Source organism: Rickettsia finnyi (genome assembly GCF_049668125.1).
Lineage (GTDB): Bacteria > Pseudomonadota > Alphaproteobacteria > Rickettsiales > Rickettsiaceae > Rickettsia > Rickettsia kotlanii.
In genome coordinates this window covers 1,156,404-1,175,288 of record NZ_CP187160.1, presented here as the reverse complement: position 1 = coordinate 1,175,288, position 18,885 = coordinate 1,156,404, and the positions used below count along the sequence as shown (strand labels likewise).

The window sequence follows — 18,885 nt, the reverse complement described above, 5'->3', positions numbered from 1 at the left end:
ATGCGTAGTGCTAAGCTAAAATTTGAAAAAAGAAAAAGTAGAATAAGACATAAAATATTTAAAACATCTAATAGAGTTAGATTATCAATATTTAAGTCAGGTAGACATATATATGCACAAATTATTGATGATTCTAAGTCTATAACGATTGCTTCTGCTTCAACTTTAGATGAGAAAATAAAAAAATTAAAAAAATCTCATTGTAATATTGAAAATGCTATCAAAGTAGGCGAAGAAATAGCAAAAAAAGCTGATTCTGCAGGGATAAAAGACGTAGTGTTTGATAGAGGCGGATATAAGTATCACGGTATTGTAAAAGCTCTAGCTGATGCAGCTAGAGAGAAAATAAAATTTTAGGTTATAAGGTTGTAGTAATGTCTAAAGTTAAAAAAAATGACGAGACTTTAAGTGAAGTTTTAGTTGATGTAAATAGAGTTACAAAAGTAGTAAAAGGCGGTAGAAGCTTTGCTTTTTCTGCTTATGTAGTTGTCGGTGATAAAGCCGGCAGAGTCGGAGCAGGGCACGGAAAAGCTAAAGAAGTAAATGAGGCTCGAGGAAAGGCAAAACAAGCCGCTAAAAAGAGAATGATGAAAGTGCCGTTATATCAAAATAGGACTATTCACCATGATGTTGTTGGTAAAAGTGGAGCTGCTAAAGTGATTTTAAGAAGAGCTAAAGCAGGTACAGGTGTTATAGCCGGAGGATCTATGAGAGCAATTTTTGACTCTTTAGGCGTTCATGATATTGTTGCTAAATCAATAGGTTCAACGAATGTTTACGCAATGATTTCTGCAACATTTGATGCATTAAATAAACTTGCATCACCAAAGTCTATTGCTATGAGAAGAGATAAAAAAGTAAATGAAATATCTGTAAAATCTGCTGACATTCGAGTTAATGAATAATGTTGCGTAAGTAAGGTGAAGTTATGAATAATAAGATCAATAATATAAAAATTACTCAAGTGCAAAGTGCTATAGGTCGTAAGTATGATCAAAGATTGATATTAATTGGGCTTGGTTTAAACAAAATTAATAAGAGCGTTATTCTTGCAAATACTAATTCAATCAAAGGGATGGTTGAAAAAGTAAAGCATTTGTTAAAAATAGAGGATATGTAATTAGAGTTTTTCAATGAAATTAAATGAATTATATAATAATATAGGTGCTAAAAAAAATAAGAAAAGAATAGCACGCGGTATTGGTAGTGGTAAAGGAAAAACCGGCGGTAGAGGAATTAAAGGTCAAAAATCTAGATCCGGCGTTGCAATAAAAGGTTTTGAAGGTGGTCAAACACCTATGATCAAAAGACTACCTAAAAGAGGGTTTAATTGTATTTCAACTAAAAAATACAATATAATAAATATTTATAATATTGAAGAAGCATTAGCCGATGGGCGTTTAAGTGCTGATGATACTATTACGAAAGAAAAATTGGTAGAAGCCGGAGTAGTTAATAATAAAAATAATAAGAAATTAGTGAAATTATTATCTATTTGTAGTGATGATTTCGCTGCTCCTCTATCATTAAAATTAGATGCTTATTCTTCTAAAGCTAAGGATTTAATCGAGAAAGTAGGTGGAAAATTATTATAGTATATGGGGCAGAATTTTTCTAAAAAATCCAGTAATGATTTAGTTAGTCGTATTGTTTTTACTATTCTCATTCTTATAGTATGTAGATTTGGGGCTTTTATACCTATACCTGGTATAGATTCAATTGCTTTAAGTAGTGTGGCTGCAAAGAATCAATCCGGAATACTCGGAATGTTTAATATGCTATCCGGAGGATCGCTAGGTAGAATGTCCATTTTTGCTTTAGCAATTATGCCGTATATTACCGCCTCAATTATTATCCAATTAATGTCGGTTGCATATAAACCTTTAGAAAATTTAAAAAAAGAAGGGGAAGTCGGCAAAAGAAAGGTAAATCAGCTATCGAGATATTTAACAGTTCTGCTTGCTTCTTTTCAGGCTTATGGAGTTGCTATAAGTTTAGAATCGATTGTAACAAATACCGGTCCTGTAGTAATTTTAGCAGGTTTTTTCTTTAGAGTTACAACCGTAATTACTTTAGTTGTAGGCACGATGCTATTAATGTGGTTAGGAGAACAAATTACACAACGCGGAATAGGTAATGGTACGTCTTTAATTATATTTATAGGTATAATTTCGGGAGTACCTAGTGCTATTATTAGTATGTTTGAATTATCAAGAAAAGGAGCATTATCGCCTTTAATAGCGATAGCTGTTTGTATTGGAGTAGTTGTATTAATAGCTATAATTATTTTTTTTGAAAAAGCCCAAAGAAGGTTATTGGTGCAGTATCCTAAAAGACAAGTAGGAAATAAAATTTATGGAGGCGAAGCAACCCATATGCCGCTCAAGTTAAATACTTCTGGTGTAATACCTCCAATATTTGCTAGTTCAATTTTACTATTTCCTGCTACGCTTGCTAATTTTTCTGATAGTAATGCAGAAACTATGGGCATGCTTACTTATTACTTAGGGCATGGAAAACCTGTATATATTCTATTATATGTAGCATTAATTATGTTTTTTAGTTTTTTTTATACTGCAATAGTATTTAATTCTGAAGAAACTGCTAATAATTTAAGAAAATACGGTGCTTATATTCCAGGTAAAAGGCCAGGAAAAAATACGTCTGATTATTTTGATTATATACTTACAAGGCTTACGGTTATAGGTGGGATATATTTAAGTGTAATATGTGTAATTCCGGAGCTATTAATGAATAAATATGTAATCTCTCTTTCTTTAGGAGGTACGAGTTTTTTAATTGTAGTGAACGTGGTACTTGATACTATGACTCAGATTCAAACTTACTTATTTAGTAGTAAGTATGAAGGTTTAATGAAGAAAGTAAAATTAAAAAATTAAAAATGAGTTTAAATAGTGGTAGTAATTTTTTTAGGTCCTCCAGGAGCAGGAAAGGGAACACAAGGAAAAAAGATAGCTAAAAAAATTGATTTACCACATATAGCAATCGGTGATATATTTAGAACAATTATTAAAACATCAACTAGTAAAGCAGAGTTAATTAATAATTATGTTAAGCAAGGGGAGCTTATCCCTAATGAAATAGTTAATCAAGTAATCAAAAATTTTTTATTATCCTCTGAATATAAAAACGGCTACATATTAGATGGATATCCGCGTAATTTAGAGCAAGCAAAATTTTTTGAATCATTTATTAAAGAAAAAATTAAAATAATATATTTTGATGTTTCAGATGAATTATTAATTAAAAGAATTTTAGGAAGATATAATTGTAAAAATTGTGGTAAAATATATAATAGTTACTTCTTGCAGCCTAAAACTGATAATGTATGTGATATTTGTGGTTCAAGTACATTTGATTATAGAAAAGACGATAATGAAGAAGTAATAAAAAAAAGAATTGAAGTATATAAAACAGAAACATATCCGTTAATAGATTATTATAAAAATAGTGGTAATTTTTATATAGTTAATGGAAGTAAAAATGAACAAGAAATAGAAATTGATATACAGAAAATACTAAAAATAAATTGACTTTATCAAAGATTTTTATATTATTTTTTAGTTACCAGTAAAATTTTGGAGATTATTTGTGGCAAGAATTGCAAGTGTTAATATTCCTGATAATAAACGTTTAGTTGTGAGTTTAACTTACATTTACGGTCTTGGGCCTACTATTGCAGCAGAGATCTGTAATAAAACAAAAATATCAAAAGATAAAAAAGTAAAAGAATTGACAGATCAAGAGTTAATAAGCTTACGCAATATTATTGAAAATGAGTATAAAGTTGAGGGTGATTTAAGACGAGAAGTTACGCTTAATATTAAGAAAAAGAAAGATATAAGATGTTATCAAGGACTTAGACATATACATAAGTTGCCGGTGAGAGGACAGAACACGCATTCTAATGCTCGAACTAGAAAAGGTAAAGCTATTGCGATAGCCGGAAAGAAAAAAGCTGTAAAATAATAGTTTAAGTATAGAGTATAAATAATGAATCAGACGGTTAAAGTTAAGAAAAAGAAAAAAACTATCACTCTTGGTGTTGTGCATATCCGAGCATCATTTAATAATACTATAGTAACATTTACTGATATCCAAGGTAATACTATTTCTTCTGCATCGGCAGGAGGTAATGGGTTTAAAGGGGCAAGAAAAGCAACGCCTTATGCAGCTCAAGTAACAATTGATAGAGCATCGGAAAAAGCAAAAGAATATGGTCTAAAAACTATTTCTATTAGGATTGGAGGACCGGGGGCTCAGCGTGAATCAGCCATGAGAGCTTTATTCGGACAAAATTTTGTGGTTACATCAATTTTAGATGTATCGTCAATTGCTCATAATGGAGTAAGACCGCCAAAAAGAAGAAGAGTATAAGAGAATCATAGGTATTAAATGTTATCGTTAAGTAAAAATTGGAATACTTTAATAAAGCCGAATAAAGTCGCTTATGAAAATTTCCCAGAAACCAATAATAAAGCTAAAATTGTAGTTGAACCTTTAGAAAGAGGTTTTGGTTTAACACTCGGTAATGCTATGAGAAGAGTATTACTTTCTTCTTTACAAGGAGCAGCTATCACTTCTATAAAGATCCCTGCTATAGAACATGAATTTTCTTCTATACCCGGTGTAAAAGAAGATGTATCGGAAATGATTTTAAACATTAAAGGTATTGAAGTAAAAATGCATGTTGCGGAAAAACGTATCATGAAATTAAAAGCAACAGGACCTTGTGTTGTAACGGCCGGTATGATTGAAACAGGTCATGATGTAGAAATACTGAATCCGGATCATGTAATTTGTGATCTAGCTAAGGACAAGCAGCTTGAAATGGAATTAACTTGCAAGGTTGGTAAAGGATATGTACTTAGCACAAATAGTTATGAGGATAATTTACCTATTGGTGAAATAGCTATAGATGCTTTATTTAATCCGGTAAAGAGTGTTACTTATAAGGTAGAAAATACTAGGGTAGGTCAGGTTACCGATTATGATAAATTAATTATGTTGGTAGAAACTAACGGTGATTTATTACCTGAAATGGCTGTAGGTTTAGCTGCACGTATTTTACAGGAGCAATTACAATTATTTATTTCTTTTGAAGAACAGGAAGAAGATAAGCAAGTTAAAACTGATGCTTTACCATTTTCACCTTATTTACTTAAGAGAGTCGATGAATTGGAATTATCGGTTAGATCGGCAAATTGTTTGAAAAATGATAATATAATATATATAGGGGATCTAGTAAAAAGAACGGAATCCGATATGCTGAGAACTCCAAATTTTGGTAGAAAATCTTTAAATGAGATTAAAGAAATATTGGCAAAATTTAATTTAAGGTTTGGTATGGATATACCGGATTGGCCACCGGAAAATATTCAGGAATTATCTAAACGTTATGAAGATTCTTATAATTAAGGACTAAAAAATGCGACATAAAATTAAAGGCAGAAAGTTAAATGTAACAAGTAGTCATCGGCAAGCAATGCTCGCTAATATGGCTGTAGCACTTGTAACTCATGAGCAAATTAAAACTACTTTACCAAAAGCTAAGGAATTAAGACCTTATATTGAAACTCTAATTACTAAAGCTAAAAAAGCTGATTTAACGGTAAGAAGAAGCGTCTTATCAAAAATAAAAGATAAAACAGCAGTAGAAAAGCTTATAAATATTTTAGGTACCAGATATAAAGATAGACCTGGCGGTTATACTAGAATAATAAAAGCCGGATTCCGTTATGGTGATTTAGCACCGATAGCATATATTGAATTTGTAGATAGAGATATTAATGCTAAAGGCAATATACAACAAGATGCTAATGAAGAAATTAAAAATTAAAATATAAGGGACTCGGTGATGGCTAATCATTCTTCAGCAAAAAAAGCTGCTAGACAAACAGTAAAAAGAACTCTAATCAATAAAAAACGATCTAGTGCAATAAAAACTTTTATAAAGAAAGTTGTACATGAAATCAGTCTTGGTAATAAAGAAAATGCTAACATAGCTTTATCTATTGCTCAGTCTAAGATAATGCAAGGTGTGAAAAAAAATATAATTAAATTAAATACCGCCTCAAGAAAAATTAGCAGACTATCAAGGCAAATAAAAAGTTTGAACGAAAGTAAATAACACTTTATAGTAATTTAAAAGCAAAAACTAATAAAATTTCGCTAAATTATTTATATACTTCTTATTAATTATAAATGATGTTATTTTACTAATTAATAAAAAATATGGGCGATTAGCTCAGCTGGTAGAGTATCTCGTTTACACCGAGAGTGTCGGCGGTTCGAGTCCGTCATCGCCCACCAATCAAAAGTTTTTAGTATTTCAACGAAAATATCAAACAATGAATGAAGCTTAAACTTAAGCTTTGCAGTTTTAAATGTTACAATAGTTAAACCTATCAAGAAAAACAGTATCTTTGTGCAATGCTAACTAAGTATATATTAGTTAATAATTTAATGCCATTGCTAGAAAATTACAAAGTAATTGACGAAATAATCCAGTACAAAAATACTAAATTTTAGCATTTTTTAATACTTTTTCTAAATTCCCAGGTTCTTTATAGTTATAGTTTTTTATTGTGTAAATCAGGGAACACGTTCAGTGTCATACAATAGACCTCTTCAGAAATTCTACTTCTAGAGGTAATTTGTACGTCGATCCTTACCACTCATCCTCACATACTAGTATGTACGCTCCGGTTCAAAGTGCAGTGTCTCTTTCAAATTCCTCTCTAAATCCTTATTTCTGAAGAAGTCTAATAAAGTTTATGTTAATTCGTTGACAAGAAGAAAACGAGAAGAGATTGTCCATTTAGAGATTGATATAGCTAGGGTTAAATAAAAATGGTATGCTATTAATTTGTCATCCCGTGGCTTGACCACGGAATCCAAAACTTTTTAAGGTTGTCTGGATACCGGGAACAAGTCCCGGTATGACAGTTTATATCTTTTTTATCTCGCTTTAGCCATAGTTACGTATTAATAATTACTACATTACTTGGCTATTGTTTTTGGAACCTGCGGTCAAGCGAACTAGGATGACATAGGCGGAATCGATCCGCGTAATAATGCTATAGCGTGGTCAACAAGCCATGGTATGACACTGAATAAATTTCCTGATCCATACGAGTTTTTAGAATCTTTCATATATAGCATAATTCATAAAGCTTGATACAAGCGAATTTTGTACTATCGCCTTTGCTCACATATTAATCGCCTAGTTCGCTCGCCTTTAAATTTATCTTGTCGGCACCTTTCTGAATTCTACTGTAATTCTTTTCCACATTATTTGTTACTTTTGCCGTTATTTTGACTAGATTTTCAAAAAAAATAGCAAAGTATAAATTGCATGAGGAAATGGAAGTTAAAGCAGCTAATAAAGTAAAATGATAGTTGTTTAAATAGAATGTAACCAAAAGCTATTAATTTATTTAAAGTTAAAAAAACATTTGTTATTGCAATTTTTTAATTTTTGCTTTAATTGTAATCAACTATTATTAACAAAAAATAACTTTTATGAAAGATATAGGCTCTGGGAAAAAAAGTTTGAAGTATACGTTTACGCTAAAAAATTACTTGATAAACTCGAAAATTTAAACACTAAAGTAAAAAATCCTATTGATATAGAGGAGGTTAAAGAAGGCATTTACTACGCTCGCAAATATCATGGTTCTCAAATGCGTCAATTAGGTGATCCTTATTACTCCCATCCGATTGAGGTGACAACTATGCTTGCGGAGTTTGTAGCTGAAGCAAGTTCCTAAGCTTTTTACGACCATAATGCTACAAGCTGCGTTATTTCATGATACTATTGAGGATACAGAATTAACTGAAGAAATGATTAACGGCATTTTTGGAGCAGAGGTAGCGAAATATGTAGAAGACCGAACTAGAATTAAACCTTACGGGAAAATCACTGCTGAAGAAAGCTTAAATCTCTTAATTAAACAGAAAAGATATAATACGGCACTTATAATAACTTTTTGATAGAGTCCATAATATACAGACTTTAGGAGCTAAATCACCTGAGAAAGCTAAAAAAATTATTACTGTGTCTATATTATTGGATGATGCCTTTACAATATCTAAATCTTTTTCTAGTGATTGTGCATATTTATGTTTTCTATAGGTCTTGCCATTTTATTCGCTCTATTTGTATGCCTTTAATCTGTTTTAGGGTGACATTATAAAATTTGTTAATATAAATTACTTAAAATGCAAATTTAAGGTAAATCTTTATCATGAATTAGTGTTAATAGAGCAAAGAGAGATAAATAATAACATAAACTAACTAAAAGTGATTGTATTATTAAAAAATTCATATATTAATTAAAATACAAAGTAATTTATTAATCATTATGTCAAATACACCTAAGTTAGAAAATCACTATAATAAATTGTTACAAGATATTATGCTTAAAACATTAGAGCAGAATAAAACTGTAGAAAACTATTTAATACAAGAAGATTTTAGTAGTACTTTAGATGAGCTGCAAAAAATAAACGAAAAGCTTGAAGAATATTGTAAGGTTTTTGCTCTGCTTGAAAGAATTAAAACCGAATTAGCTGAAGAAGATAAAGTATATAACTAATTTAATTGATATAAAAGGTGCAAGCCACATTGCGCCTTTTATATTCAATAATAATTTCCTGCTTCAACTTCTAGCTTTTTAAAATATGATAGGCTATACCCTATAATAATAGGAATTGCTATCATCAACAATCCTAAATTATTAAAACGTTCTGTTAAATAAACAAGCCCAAAAGAACTAATTACATACATAGCAGCTCTTGAATAAGCATATATAAAGCTAGCATAGGTAAATCGTTTTAAAACCGGAAAACTTTTATAAAATATTGGACTGGCCGGGAATTCACTTGGAGAAAAAGTAACTACAATTAGTGGAATTAAGAGAATTTGCCAACCTTGCATTGTATTCTCTAATATTAATGGACTAGATAGAAGAAAAGTTAAAAAAAATTCTACTATAGAAATAATGAAATTTTGATGTATTACTGCTTCAGTGGTATAGTGTAACAAATCTTTAAGTATATTACTACAATGAATATAAACAAAATAAAACCATACTGGTTGTGCTAGTTGTATTAAAAAATAATAGATCAGTCTTCTTATTAACTTTTTCCTGCCATACAGGATTATTTTTTATCTTTGCTACATCAATTATATTACTATCTTTTATCGTTTCTTGTATTCTACGCTTAGCATCAACAAAATCCGGTGTTTCTCGCAAAGTAGTCCTAGCAGCACTACCTATTAATGCAATTCCTGCATCTAGCCAAAAATGTAACTAAGGTTGCTACGCCAAGGGCCACAGTTAATCCTAAGCTAGCACACGCCCCTACCTACAAATGCTACGGCAGGAAAGTGTTTAGGAACTCCAACAGATTCCGTTAAATATAATTTTGCTCCTACTCTTGCTCCCATGGATGACATACCTTGCACTATATGGCATATTGTTACTATCCAGGCGGCACTAGCACCTACTTGGGCATAAGTAGGAAGATTAGCCATAACGATGCAAGAAAATGATATTAAAATAGTGGTAATAATGATTGTAGATTTCCAACCTATATTATCTCCTGTCCAGCCAAATAATAAAGCTCCTAAGGGTCTAAAAATAAAAGTAGAACAAAAAGAAAAAACTGCAGGAAGTTGATTAACATGAGTATCATATTGCGGAAAGAAAAGCTCATTAATTAGTACCGCCATGTGTACATAGAGCATGAGATCAAAATATTCTACAAAAGTACCTATAGATAGTAAGCCTATGCCTATAGTCTGTTTTTGTTCTCTGTTTAAACTTTCTTGTTTTTTTCGTATCCCAACACAATTTGTGGTCTAAACAGTTAATTTATAGAAAGGTTATATTGAGAAGATTTCAAGTCAAGGAAAAAGTTACAATGTTTTATGATCATACTTATTTAAAACTTCTTTGACTAATGAAGTTGTTATTTTTCTTTTGGAAATTAAAGCAAAATAGTTAATATTGTCTAATATTTCTATAATTTTAGAATATTCCCTAGGCAAATTTAATAAAAGAAAATCTATTATTTGTTCGGATATTGTTACCGAAGAAATAGCAAAATGCTTAAATATTAGAATTTTGATTAATTCATCGTCAGGTGAGTTTAATAGAATACTAAGTACTGATTTAATACGTGAAGATAAATCGGGTAAAGTAAAATTTCTGTTTTTATCAGATGCGGTAAGTAAAAGATATTTTTGTTTTTCGTTAATAATATTAAATATATGAAGTAATGTCGGCTCTTGCCAGTTTTCAATATCTTCAATGATGAAAGCATTATATTTTTCTGAAATTTCTTCATTAAAAAAAATATCTTTAATAATATAGGCATTGCTTAAATTTTGCCATATTTTGGTTAAATAAGTTTTGCCTGACGAAGAAGGTCCTTGAATTAATAAAGTAAATTTATAAGGGTTAACACCAAAGCCATACTGCCAATTTTTTATAATATTATAAGCTTGATCGTTAGAACTAGAAACAATAAATTCATCAGGATGATATTGATTAGAAGTAGTAAAACGAAATATATATTGTTGCACTGTTATAAGAATTTTTTAGCTGTCTATTCGATAGAATTTGCTAGATTTATAAAATTTAATTAGATGCAAAAGTAAAATTTTTGTAATCCCTGCAATCGGTATAGCAAAAAATATTCCAATAATTCCAAATAAACTGCCGCAGGCAAAAATTGAGAATATAATCCAAAGAGGATGCAACCCTATTTTATCACCGATAATTTTAGGGGTAAAAATATAAGACTCGCAAATATTTCCAACTAGATAAATTATCATTATATATAGTAATTTGGTAGTTACACCAAAAGTTAAATAGCCGATAATTAGAGTTAAAAGAAACGATATAAAAGTACCAAGGAAAGGAATAATAACTAAAAATCCTGTTAAAATGCCAAGTAAAAGAGCGAGATCAATACCTATTATGGTAAATGCAATACTATAATAAGTAGATAATAATAAGCAAATATTTAGCTGTCCTCTTATGTAAGCAGATAACAGATTATTAATTGCCGATAATATTTCAAGGATTTTCGGTCGGGTTTTTATAGGTAATAATGATTTCATGTTTGCAATAATTTTAGCCCAATCACGTAGGAAATAGAATAATATTATAGGTATAAGTAAAAATAAAACAAATATGTTAATAGTTATTATAGTATAACGCCAAAAATTATTAGCAATACTGCCAAGTATAGTAAATATACTATTTATAAAATTGCTTAAAGAATTCTTGATTTTATCGGCAATATCAGGTTCTATCGAATAAATTTTTACCATTATAGGCGGTAATATTTCTGCCTGTAAATAATTGTTATATTTTGGAATATTATTTATAAAAGTACAAATTTGCCCATAAGTTATCGGTACTAAAATAGTTAAGCTTAAGAAAAATATGCTCAAAAATATCAGATAAATTATGCTTGATGCAAATTTATTTGATATTTTAAATTTTGATTCGATAAAACCTATAGCAGGTTGTAGTAAGTAAGATATTATAAATGCGATAAAAAATGGTTTTACTGCGTCTGAAATTAGCATAAAACCGATTATAAAAAGCCCTAAAAAAACTAGCCAAAATATAACGGTTCTATTCATATTTCCTCATTTTCTATACGAAGATCAACTTCAAAAAGAGCTAGGAGTTCACAAGGCGAAGATCACAGTACTTAATACGTGAGAACTGAAGCTCTTGTAAAACGACGACGCCAATTTTTGAAGTTGATCGAGTATTAAGGTTTTTTAACTACTTGTACGGTAGCAGGACGAAGTAGTCTATCTCTAATTTTATATCCTGATTGCATTAAAGTAATAATACTATTTGGTGCATAATCAGGATGTTCTATCTGCGCAATTGCATTATGTAAATTATAGTCGAACATTGATCCTATTTCCGGCTTTATTTCTTCAATATGATGTTTATGAAAGATTTTGTCTAGCTCGTCTTTAGTCATCTGAACGCCTGCAATAATATTTGTGACTTCTACATCAGAATTTGTCGGTTTATGTGCTAATGCTCTTGAAAGATTATCACTAACATTTAGTAGTTCTTTAGCAAATGTAGCAATTGCATAATCTTTTGTTTCGTCACGTGCTTTTTCTAAACGCTTTCTTGTATTGTCTATTTCGGCAGTAGTTCTTATTAGCTTATCTTTTAGCTCTTCAATCTCGGCTTTTAACGCTGTTATCTCCGGATTTGCCGTTTCAACTATCTCTTCAGCAATATCATTTATTGTTTGTTCATTATTTTCTATATTATCGTCTACCATATTATTTACTTTATATTTATAATATTTATATTCTTTTTTGAGATATATATAGATATAATAAAAATTTTTTCAATGGTATACTCGTTTAATTTGAAAAATTGGCGTCGTTGTTTCGTATTTTTTTATCCTCACGTACTAGTATGTACGCTGCGGTCCCAAAATATGAAACGCCTTGCTCTTTTCCAAATTAAACTTCGTCTACTATTTATTTTTACTTATGGAGTACAAATTGTATTATGAGACAGTCAGGAAGAAAAAGCAAACAATTACGTCCTATTTCATTAGAATTATCCCCGCTTATTCATGCGGAAGGTTCATGTCTTATTAAAATCGGTAATACACATGTCATGTGTAGTGCTACTTGTGAAACTACCGTACCGCCATTCTTGAGGGGACAAAATCAAGGTTGGATTACTGCCGAGTACGGTATGCTTCCCGGTTCTACATCACAGCGTATTAAAAGAGAAACGGCACTCGGGAAACAAGGCGGGAGAACGCAAGAGATACAGCGTTTAATAGGTAGGGCGATGCGATGTGTAATTGACGTGAAGAAACTCGGCGAGAGGCAAATTATCATAGATTGTGATGTTATTAATGCTGACGGCGGTACTAGAACTGCAGCAATAACAGGGAGCTACGTAGCATTGCACCTAGCTATTAGGTCCTTGATGAAAAAGAGAGTTTTAAAGGTGAACCCGTTAATTAGTCAAATTGCAGCCATTTCTTGTGGTATATATAAAGGTGAGGCGGTACTAGATTTGGATTATTTAGAAGATAGTGATGCGGACGTGGATAGTAATTTTGTGTTTGCAGGTAACGGTAATTTAATCGAAGTACAAGGCACAGCAGAGAAAAATCCTTTTTCCGAAGAGCAGTTTTTAGCAATGTTAAAACTTGCTAGAGGCGGAGCTGCGGAATTATTTAAACTACAAAATCAGGTACTGCTTGGGTCTTAGAAAGTTGCTAAGTAGATCAGTTTTCCCGTCATTGCAATAATTTATAGCATTTTTTTATTATTTCTCTGGATTGCTGCATCGCTTTACTCCTCGCAATGATGGTGCATGTATCCACGCAACCAATCTTCCAGAATGACGTATTGATTAAGCGTATGGATTATCATCAAAAGCAATATGTTCACCTGATAATATAATTATCTTATCTCGATTGGTATTATTTATAAATACCTTATGATTAAGATCTGTTACTTTAACACTACTATGTGGTCCTAAGATTAATTCTGCAACATTGCCTAGGCTTTCAAACTTAACACGCTGATTAGCTCCAATGGTTATTTTATCGGATGATATATTAATATTTGCTGTTCTACTTTCTTCAGTAAAAGTAATAGTTCTATATTTTGGGTCGTTCATATTTCCCTCTTTGAATGAATTTTAAGTTATAAAATCATTACTACAAGTATTCCATATACTACTTCAATTAAAAATTTTTTAACCTAGCTCTCTACTTAATTTATAATTGTCGTTATAGTGTATTTTTTAAATTTAAGCGGCTATGGTATTAAGATTATATTATTGTCTAGTATGCCTTATAATTATTTTTGATATTAATAAGGTACATGCTTCGGTATGGTTGTTAGAGCAGGGAAGATATAGATATATTGTAGGGGGTAATAAAGTTAATAAGATATCAAAAAATGAGAAAAAGCAAAGAGAAGAAGCCATTTTATACATAAGAGCAAGAATAGCTTATCTATGGGGATGCCTCAAAAAAGTAAGCGATCAGCCGAGTCTGCATGCAAAAATCTTACGACAAATAAAAAGATTAGAGCAGAAGATAGTAGAATTATCCTCTGATCAATATGAGCACTTTGTAAGTAGTACTGTAGAATACGGTATTACTGATAATCAAAATATTGGAGTACATTTTTTGTACAAAGAAGATAAATTTTTGAATGAAAAAAACATAAGCACGGATACTTCTATTTACTATAAATTGAAGCTATTTGAAGATAAGATTTTGTTATTGTGGCTCAGCCTAAAATTTTAATGAGTAAGAGTAAAAAACTTAAAGAAGATTTTTTAGGCGAGATATCTTTACTAATGGGAATGTCTAAAAATATCCGTCCTGTTACTATTTTTAATCAAAATATATTTAGCTTTGGACATTCAATTAATATTAGTTCTAAGAAGATGTATTATAATTTTTCTACTTGTGAAGGGATTAATTTTAAAACGGCATAATGCTTACAAGTTTTACAAAATACCATACTCGGCAAAATTATGGCTATGTATATAATAGTTCAGTTTATGAGCAGTTAGGAATTGCAAAGATAATTAATTTTGGTAAATAGAATAGAAACTTGTTAACTGTTCAAATCGGTTATTTTTGGGATCGCAGTCTTTCAAATAAGAAATATAAAATATCAGGTATAAGTTTTTCAGCATGGTTAGATGTATAAATGAAGATATAATATTACAAATAATCAGAGATAAAACTTATTAGGTAAAAACAAACTAATAGTTTAAAAGCTATGACCGAAGAAGCAATTATCGATAATGAGATAATGATTGATATATTATATGAAAATAGAATATTGCCGCTAATAAGCAATATTTCTTATATACAAGCCTATGTAATGAATGGTTATTGTATATATGAAGATGTTCACGGTAATACAATAACTGCTATAAATGATCTAAAAATATTGTTTAGTAATAATATTTTTAGATCTATAATGCTGATCAAGAGATATTATTTTTATAAATTATTAGAAAAAAATTTCGCCCATTTAACTAGTATCAAAGCAAAATATGCTCTTGAATTTAAAGTTGGACCGATTATTGCTAAGAATATTAATTATACCAATAAAATAATAATATTGTTCGTCGTGTTTATAGCCACATTGATTTATCTGCCGGTTTTATTTCATGTTGCTAATAATATAAGCTATTGTTTGCACAATATTTTAAAATCTTTGTTATTTATAAGGGCAGTAAGAGAATCGCCTTCGGTGGGGTTGCATGGATTGAAAAGCGTATTCGGTGTCATACCGTGGTTTGACCACGGTATTCAGAAAATAATTAAAAATACTAATATTTTAGTATTTTTAACTGGATCCCGCGATCAAGCCGCGGGATGACAGAGGTGGAATCGCTTCACAAAACAAGTAGTACTAAAAATCATTCGGTGGAATCACAAATTTTTCAAAATGAGGAGAAAGCTTTACCGATTTATACAGTTTTAGTATCGTTATATAAAAAATTAAGTAAGTTAAGGTCAATAATTAAAAATATTTCATTAATTAATTGTTCAAAAGATAAGCTAGGCGTTAAAATTATTATTGAAGATGACGATTATCTAATGATTAAAGAAATAGTATTATATAATTTACCATCTTATTTTCATGTTATATCTGTTCCGAAAAGTCTACCAAACACCAAGCTGAAAGCCCTTAATTGTGCTCTAGAATATTCACGTGGCGAGTATCTAGTAGTATATGATGCTGAGGATAAACCTGCACAGCTACTTAAAGCTCTAGCAATTAGTAATAGTAATCATTTTAAAACGGATATATTAAATAAGCTTGGTGGATATATGGGATGCTTATAATGTAACAGAAGATGCCGATCTTGGTATAAGAATTGACTCACAGAACTATAAAGTAGCTATTCGTGATTCCTATATACTCTAGAAGAAGCTCCGAATAGTTTAGGTAATTTGCTAAATCAAAGATCACGTTGGATTCAAGGCTTTTTGCAAACATTTTTGGTATTTAAAGCACAGAAAGATAAATGCCAAAAGTTTACTTTATTGCAAGTAATAACAATTTATATTTTCATCGGCTTATCTACTTATAATTTTTGGAGTTTACCCTTTATAATATTTTCTATTGTTATAAATAAAAATTCTATAATTAATTATTTATGGCTTATTAATAGTACTTTTCGCTTTTATATCTATATGGTACAGCTCTGTATATATTAAACAATTCTTTAAAAAGCGGAAAAGTAAAATTTCAGGATATAGTAGCTTTGATCTTATGGGCTAGTTATTTTATATTATATACTGTAGCTTCATATAAAGCAGTATTTGAAATAATTTTCTGCCCTTTGAATTTGAAATAAAACTAAACACGGCACTAGTTTAGAGGATTTTGAGAAAGAATAGACCTCTAATAAAAAATTTTTTATTCTTACCCCTTGAACTAACAAAAATAAAATATATATAGTATGTACATATTAAAGATTTAATAATTGGAGGTTAAAATGTCTTTTAAACCATTACATGATAGAATTGCAATAAAGCCTATCGAACAAGAAGAAAAAACTAAAGGTGGAATTATTATTCCGGATACTGCAAAAGAAAAGCCGATGCAAGGTGAAATAGTAGCCGTAGGTAATGGTATTCGTAATCAAAAAGGCGAAATTCATCCTTTAGAGCTAAAAGTAGGCGATAAAGTTTTATACGGTAAATGGGCAGGCACCGAAATTGAAATTAAAGGTACAAAACTGATCGTTATGAAAGAAAGCGACGTATTTGGTATTATTAATTAATTATTTGTTTTAAGGAGAAATTAAATATGACAACAAAACTTATTACACATGGCTCAAAAGCTCGTGAGCAAATGCTAGAAGGCATTGATATACTTGCAGATGCAGTAAAAGTTACTTTAGGTCCAAAAGGCAGAAATGTACTTATCGAGCAATCATTCGGTTCACCGAAAATTACCAAAGACGGTGTGACGGTTGCAAAATCGATCGAGTTAAAAGATAAAATTAGAAATGCGGGAGCTCAGCTATTAAAATCAGCTGCTACAAAAGCTGCAGAAGTAGCCGGTGATGGTACTACTACAGCTACGGTACTTGCTAGAGCTTTGGCTCGTGAGGGTAATAAGCTAGTAGCTGCCGGTTATAATCCTATGGATTTAAAGCGTGGTATGGATTTAGCGGTAAACGCAGTAGTAGAAGAAATTAAAAAATCCAGTCACAAAATCAATAGCCAAGAGGAAATCGCACAAGTCGGTACTATCTCTTCAAACGGTGATAAGGAAATCGGTGAGAAAATTGCTAAGGCAATGGAAGAAGTCGGTAAAGAAGGTGTGATAACCGTTGAAGAGGCAAAGAATTTTAGCTTCGATGTTGAAGTAGTTAAAGGTATGATGTTTGATAGAGGTTATCTATCACCGTATTTTGTAACGAATTCTGAGAAAATGGTTGCTGAGCTTGAAAATCCTTTCATCTTAATATTTGAGAAAAAATTATCAAATTTACAACCGATGTTACCTATACTTGAGGCTGTAGTACAATCACAACGCCCGCTATTAATTATTGCTGAGGATGTTGAGGGCGAAGCTCTTGCAACGCTTGTAGTTAATAGATTACGTGGTGGTTTAAAAGTTGCGGCAGTAAAAGCTCCTGGTTTTGGTGATAGAAGAAAAGCAATGATGGAAGATATTGCTATCCTAACTAAAGGTGAGCTTATTACTGAAGATTTAGGTATGAAGCTTGAAAATGTGAGTATTAAGAGTTTAGGGACGGCAAAAAGAGTAACAATTTCTAAAGAAAATACCGTAATTGTTGACGGTAACGGTGATAAGAAAAATATTGAAGATAGAGTATTACAAATTAAATCTCAAATAGCTGAAACTACTTCTGATTATGATAAAGAAAAACTACAAGAGCGTTTAGCTAAACTTTCCGGTGGTGTTGCCGTATTAAAGGTTGGCGGTGCTACGGAAGTTGAAGTGAAAGAGCGTAAAGATCGTGTTGAAGATGCACTTGCTGCTACAAGAGCGGCAGTTGAGGAAGGTGTTGTTGCCGGTGGCGGTGTAACATTACTGCATGCATCACAACCTTTAACAAAGCTTAAAGTAGAGAATAAGGATCAACAAGCAGGTATTGAAATAGTAATAGAAGCTTTAAAGGATCCGCTAAAACAGATTGTTGAAAATGCTGGTGAAAACGGTGGCGTAGTAGTTGGTAAATTACTAGAACATAAGGATAAAAATTATGGTTTTAATGCTCAAGATATGCAATATGTTGATATGATTAAAGCAGGAATTATTGATCCGGCTAAAGTAGTGCGTACTGCGCTTCAAGATGCTGCTTCCGTTGCTTCGTTAATTATTACCACAGAAACTTTAATTGTTGATGAACCTTCTGATAAGGCAGAGCCAATGCCAATGCGTGGCGGTATGGGAGGTATGGGCGGTATGGATTTCTAAGTCTATATTTCTTATAAGATAGGTTATGCAATAGATCTAATAAACCCGTTTTGTTGTATTGCTCGTTCCCCTCATTGTAAAGAGGCATTGTTGCGTGGACTGCAAAACCTGTTCAATGTCATATTGTGGCTTGACTATGGTATCCAGAAAACAACTAAAAATATAATATTAGTATTTTAAACTGGATCCTGCTATAAGCTCGCGCAGGATGACAATTAAGAAACTGGTCCACGCAGGCAATGCCTGCTCCGCAATGACGATTTTAACAATGTGCCGTACAACACATTATTAAGTCGAGTAGGGCACTGAAAAACTGATTTATGCAACAAATGGGTTTTAAAGCG

24 protein-coding genes, 1 tRNA gene and 2 pseudogenes are annotated in these 18,885 nt (G+C 31.1%); 20 read left to right on the top strand and 7 right to left on the bottom strand.

Annotated elements, in window-relative coordinates:
* The 14 genes and pseudogenes from rplR to ACPKKV_RS06470 all read left to right on the top strand — a co-directional run bounded on the left by rplR (position 1) and on the right by ACPKKV_RS06470 (position 8,621).
* The gene (gene rplR, locus ACPKKV_RS06535) at positions 1 to 357 is read left to right on the top strand and encodes a 50S ribosomal protein L18 (RefSeq protein ID WP_392506780.1); all 357 of its coding nucleotides are present in this window, start codon (positions 1 to 3) and stop codon (positions 355 to 357) included.
* A gap of 17 nt (positions 358 to 374) precedes the next feature.
* The gene (gene rpsE / locus ACPKKV_RS06530; RefSeq protein WP_392506779.1) at positions 375 to 905 is read left to right on the top strand and encodes a 30S ribosomal protein S5; all 531 of its coding nucleotides are present in this window, start codon (positions 375 to 377) and stop codon (positions 903 to 905) included.
* A 23-nt stretch (positions 906 to 928) separates the two neighbouring features.
* Positions 929 to 1,120, top strand: a complete 192-nt coding sequence (rpmD, locus tag ACPKKV_RS06525) for a 50S ribosomal protein L30 (protein ID WP_392506778.1) — start codon at positions 929 to 931, stop codon at positions 1,118 to 1,120.
* Positions 1,121 to 1,133: 13 nt separating this feature from the next.
* Positions 1,134 to 1,595 (top strand): 50S ribosomal protein L15, encoded by a 462-nt coding sequence (gene rplO, locus ACPKKV_RS06520; RefSeq protein WP_392506777.1) that lies wholly within the window; start codon positions 1,134 to 1,136, stop codon positions 1,593 to 1,595.
* Between the two features lie 3 nt (positions 1,596 to 1,598).
* The gene (gene secY, locus ACPKKV_RS06515) at positions 1,599 to 2,900 is read left to right on the top strand and encodes a preprotein translocase subunit SecY (protein ID WP_392506776.1); all 1,302 of its coding nucleotides are present in this window, start codon (positions 1,599 to 1,601) and stop codon (positions 2,898 to 2,900) included.
* 15 nt (positions 2,901 to 2,915) lie between these two features.
* Positions 2,916 to 3,554 carry an adenylate kinase gene (locus ACPKKV_RS06510; protein ID WP_392506775.1) on the top strand — a complete coding sequence of 213 codons (639 nt, stop codon included), beginning with the start codon at positions 2,916 to 2,918 and terminating at the stop codon, positions 3,552 to 3,554.
* Between the two features lie 58 nt (positions 3,555 to 3,612).
* Positions 3,613 to 3,990 carry a 30S ribosomal protein S13 gene (gene rpsM, locus ACPKKV_RS06505; RefSeq protein WP_392506774.1) on the top strand — a complete coding sequence of 126 codons (378 nt, stop codon included), beginning with the start codon at positions 3,613 to 3,615 and terminating at the stop codon, positions 3,988 to 3,990.
* A 24-nt stretch (positions 3,991 to 4,014) separates the two neighbouring features.
* A complete protein-coding gene (gene rpsK, locus ACPKKV_RS06500) occupies positions 4,015 to 4,398 on the top strand; it encodes a 30S ribosomal protein S11 (RefSeq protein ID WP_008580920.1) in 384 nt (127 codons plus the stop codon).
* An 18-nt stretch (positions 4,399 to 4,416) separates the two neighbouring features.
* The gene (locus ACPKKV_RS06495) at positions 4,417 to 5,439 is read left to right on the top strand and encodes a DNA-directed RNA polymerase subunit alpha (protein WP_392506773.1); all 1,023 of its coding nucleotides are present in this window, start codon (positions 4,417 to 4,419) and stop codon (positions 5,437 to 5,439) included.
* A gap of 10 nt (positions 5,440 to 5,449) precedes the next feature.
* A complete protein-coding gene (rplQ, locus tag ACPKKV_RS06490; protein WP_103897619.1) occupies positions 5,450 to 5,860 on the top strand; it encodes a 50S ribosomal protein L17 in 411 nt (136 codons plus the stop codon).
* Positions 5,861 to 5,878: 18 nt separating this feature from the next.
* Entirely contained in the window at positions 5,879 to 6,151 is a 273-nt protein-coding gene (gene rpsT / locus ACPKKV_RS06485) for a 30S ribosomal protein S20 (RefSeq protein WP_392506771.1), read from the top strand.
* A gap of 106 nt (positions 6,152 to 6,257) precedes the next feature.
* Positions 6,258 to 6,333: transfer RNA gene (locus ACPKKV_RS06480), tRNA-Val, on the top strand.
* 1,373 nt (positions 6,334 to 7,706) lie between these two features.
* Positions 7,707 to 8,158 (top strand): annotated as a pseudogene (locus ACPKKV_RS06475) (HD domain-containing protein).
* Between the two features lie 229 nt (positions 8,159 to 8,387).
* Complete coding sequence (locus ACPKKV_RS06470; RefSeq protein ID WP_392506769.1) at positions 8,388 to 8,621, top strand: hypothetical protein; 234 nt, start codon at positions 8,388 to 8,390, stop codon at positions 8,619 to 8,621.
* Between the two features lie 44 nt (positions 8,622 to 8,665).
* On the opposite strand, the gene ACPKKV_RS06465 is transcribed toward ACPKKV_RS06470, so the two are convergent.
* From ACPKKV_RS06465 to grpE, 6 genes are all read right to left on the bottom strand, one after another.
* Entirely contained in the window at positions 8,666 to 9,070 is a 405-nt protein-coding gene (locus tag ACPKKV_RS06465) for an MFS type sugar transporter (protein ID WP_392506767.1), read from the bottom strand.
* A 16-nt stretch (positions 9,071 to 9,086) separates the two neighbouring features.
* Positions 9,087 to 9,281, bottom strand: a complete 195-nt coding sequence (locus ACPKKV_RS06460; RefSeq protein ID WP_392506766.1) for a hypothetical protein — start codon at positions 9,279 to 9,281, stop codon at positions 9,087 to 9,089.
* 95 nt (positions 9,282 to 9,376) lie between these two features.
* Positions 9,377 to 9,760: an MFS transporter gene (locus tag ACPKKV_RS06455; RefSeq protein WP_392506765.1), complete on the bottom strand. Its 384-nt coding sequence runs from the start codon at positions 9,758 to 9,760 to the stop codon at positions 9,377 to 9,379.
* A 186-nt stretch (positions 9,761 to 9,946) separates the two neighbouring features.
* Positions 9,947 to 10,615, bottom strand: coding sequence for an HdaA/DnaA family protein (locus ACPKKV_RS06450; RefSeq protein WP_392506764.1), 669 nt, complete (start codon positions 10,613 to 10,615; stop codon positions 9,947 to 9,949).
* A gap of 15 nt (positions 10,616 to 10,630) precedes the next feature.
* The gene (locus tag ACPKKV_RS06445) at positions 10,631 to 11,686 is read right to left on the bottom strand and encodes an AI-2E family transporter (protein WP_392506763.1); all 1,056 of its coding nucleotides are present in this window, start codon (positions 11,684 to 11,686) and stop codon (positions 10,631 to 10,633) included.
* 134 nt (positions 11,687 to 11,820) lie between these two features.
* Positions 11,821 to 12,357 carry a nucleotide exchange factor GrpE gene (gene grpE / locus ACPKKV_RS06440; protein ID WP_392506762.1) on the bottom strand — a complete coding sequence of 179 codons (537 nt, stop codon included), beginning with the start codon at positions 12,355 to 12,357 and terminating at the stop codon, positions 11,821 to 11,823.
* 236 nt (positions 12,358 to 12,593) lie between these two features.
* On the opposite strand from grpE, the gene rph reads away from it, so the two are divergent.
* A complete protein-coding gene (rph, locus tag ACPKKV_RS06435) occupies positions 12,594 to 13,313 on the top strand; it encodes a ribonuclease PH (RefSeq protein WP_392506761.1) in 720 nt (239 codons plus the stop codon).
* 144 nt (positions 13,314 to 13,457) lie between these two features.
* Here the strand turns inward: rph and ACPKKV_RS06430 are convergent, their stop codons facing one another.
* Positions 13,458 to 13,727, bottom strand: a complete 270-nt coding sequence (locus ACPKKV_RS06430; protein WP_392506760.1) for a hypothetical protein — start codon at positions 13,725 to 13,727, stop codon at positions 13,458 to 13,460.
* Positions 13,728 to 14,244: 517 nt separating this feature from the next.
* Between ACPKKV_RS06430 and ACPKKV_RS06425 the strand changes: the two are divergent.
* The 5 genes and pseudogenes from ACPKKV_RS06425 (at position 14,245) to groL (ending at position 18,541) form a co-directional block, all read left to right on the top strand.
* Positions 14,245 to 14,776: pseudogene (locus ACPKKV_RS06425) on the top strand (hypothetical protein).
* Positions 14,777 to 14,848: 72 nt separating this feature from the next.
* Positions 14,849 to 15,457 carry a hypothetical protein gene (locus ACPKKV_RS06420; RefSeq protein WP_392506966.1) on the top strand — a complete coding sequence of 203 codons (609 nt, stop codon included), beginning with the start codon at positions 14,849 to 14,851 and terminating at the stop codon, positions 15,455 to 15,457.
* A complete protein-coding gene (locus ACPKKV_RS06415) occupies positions 15,454 to 15,927 on the top strand; it encodes a glycosyltransferase family protein (protein ID WP_392506965.1) in 474 nt (157 codons plus the stop codon). The genes ACPKKV_RS06420 and ACPKKV_RS06415 overlap by 4 nt, the downstream gene beginning before the upstream one ends.
* A gap of 656 nt (positions 15,928 to 16,583) precedes the next feature.
* The gene (locus ACPKKV_RS06410; protein WP_392506759.1) at positions 16,584 to 16,871 is read left to right on the top strand and encodes a co-chaperone GroES; all 288 of its coding nucleotides are present in this window, start codon (positions 16,584 to 16,586) and stop codon (positions 16,869 to 16,871) included.
* Positions 16,872 to 16,897: 26 nt separating this feature from the next.
* Positions 16,898 to 18,541 (top strand): chaperonin GroEL, encoded by a 1,644-nt coding sequence (gene groL, locus ACPKKV_RS06405; protein WP_392506758.1) that lies wholly within the window; start codon positions 16,898 to 16,900, stop codon positions 18,539 to 18,541.
* Positions 18,542 to 18,885 lie beyond the last annotated feature (344 nt).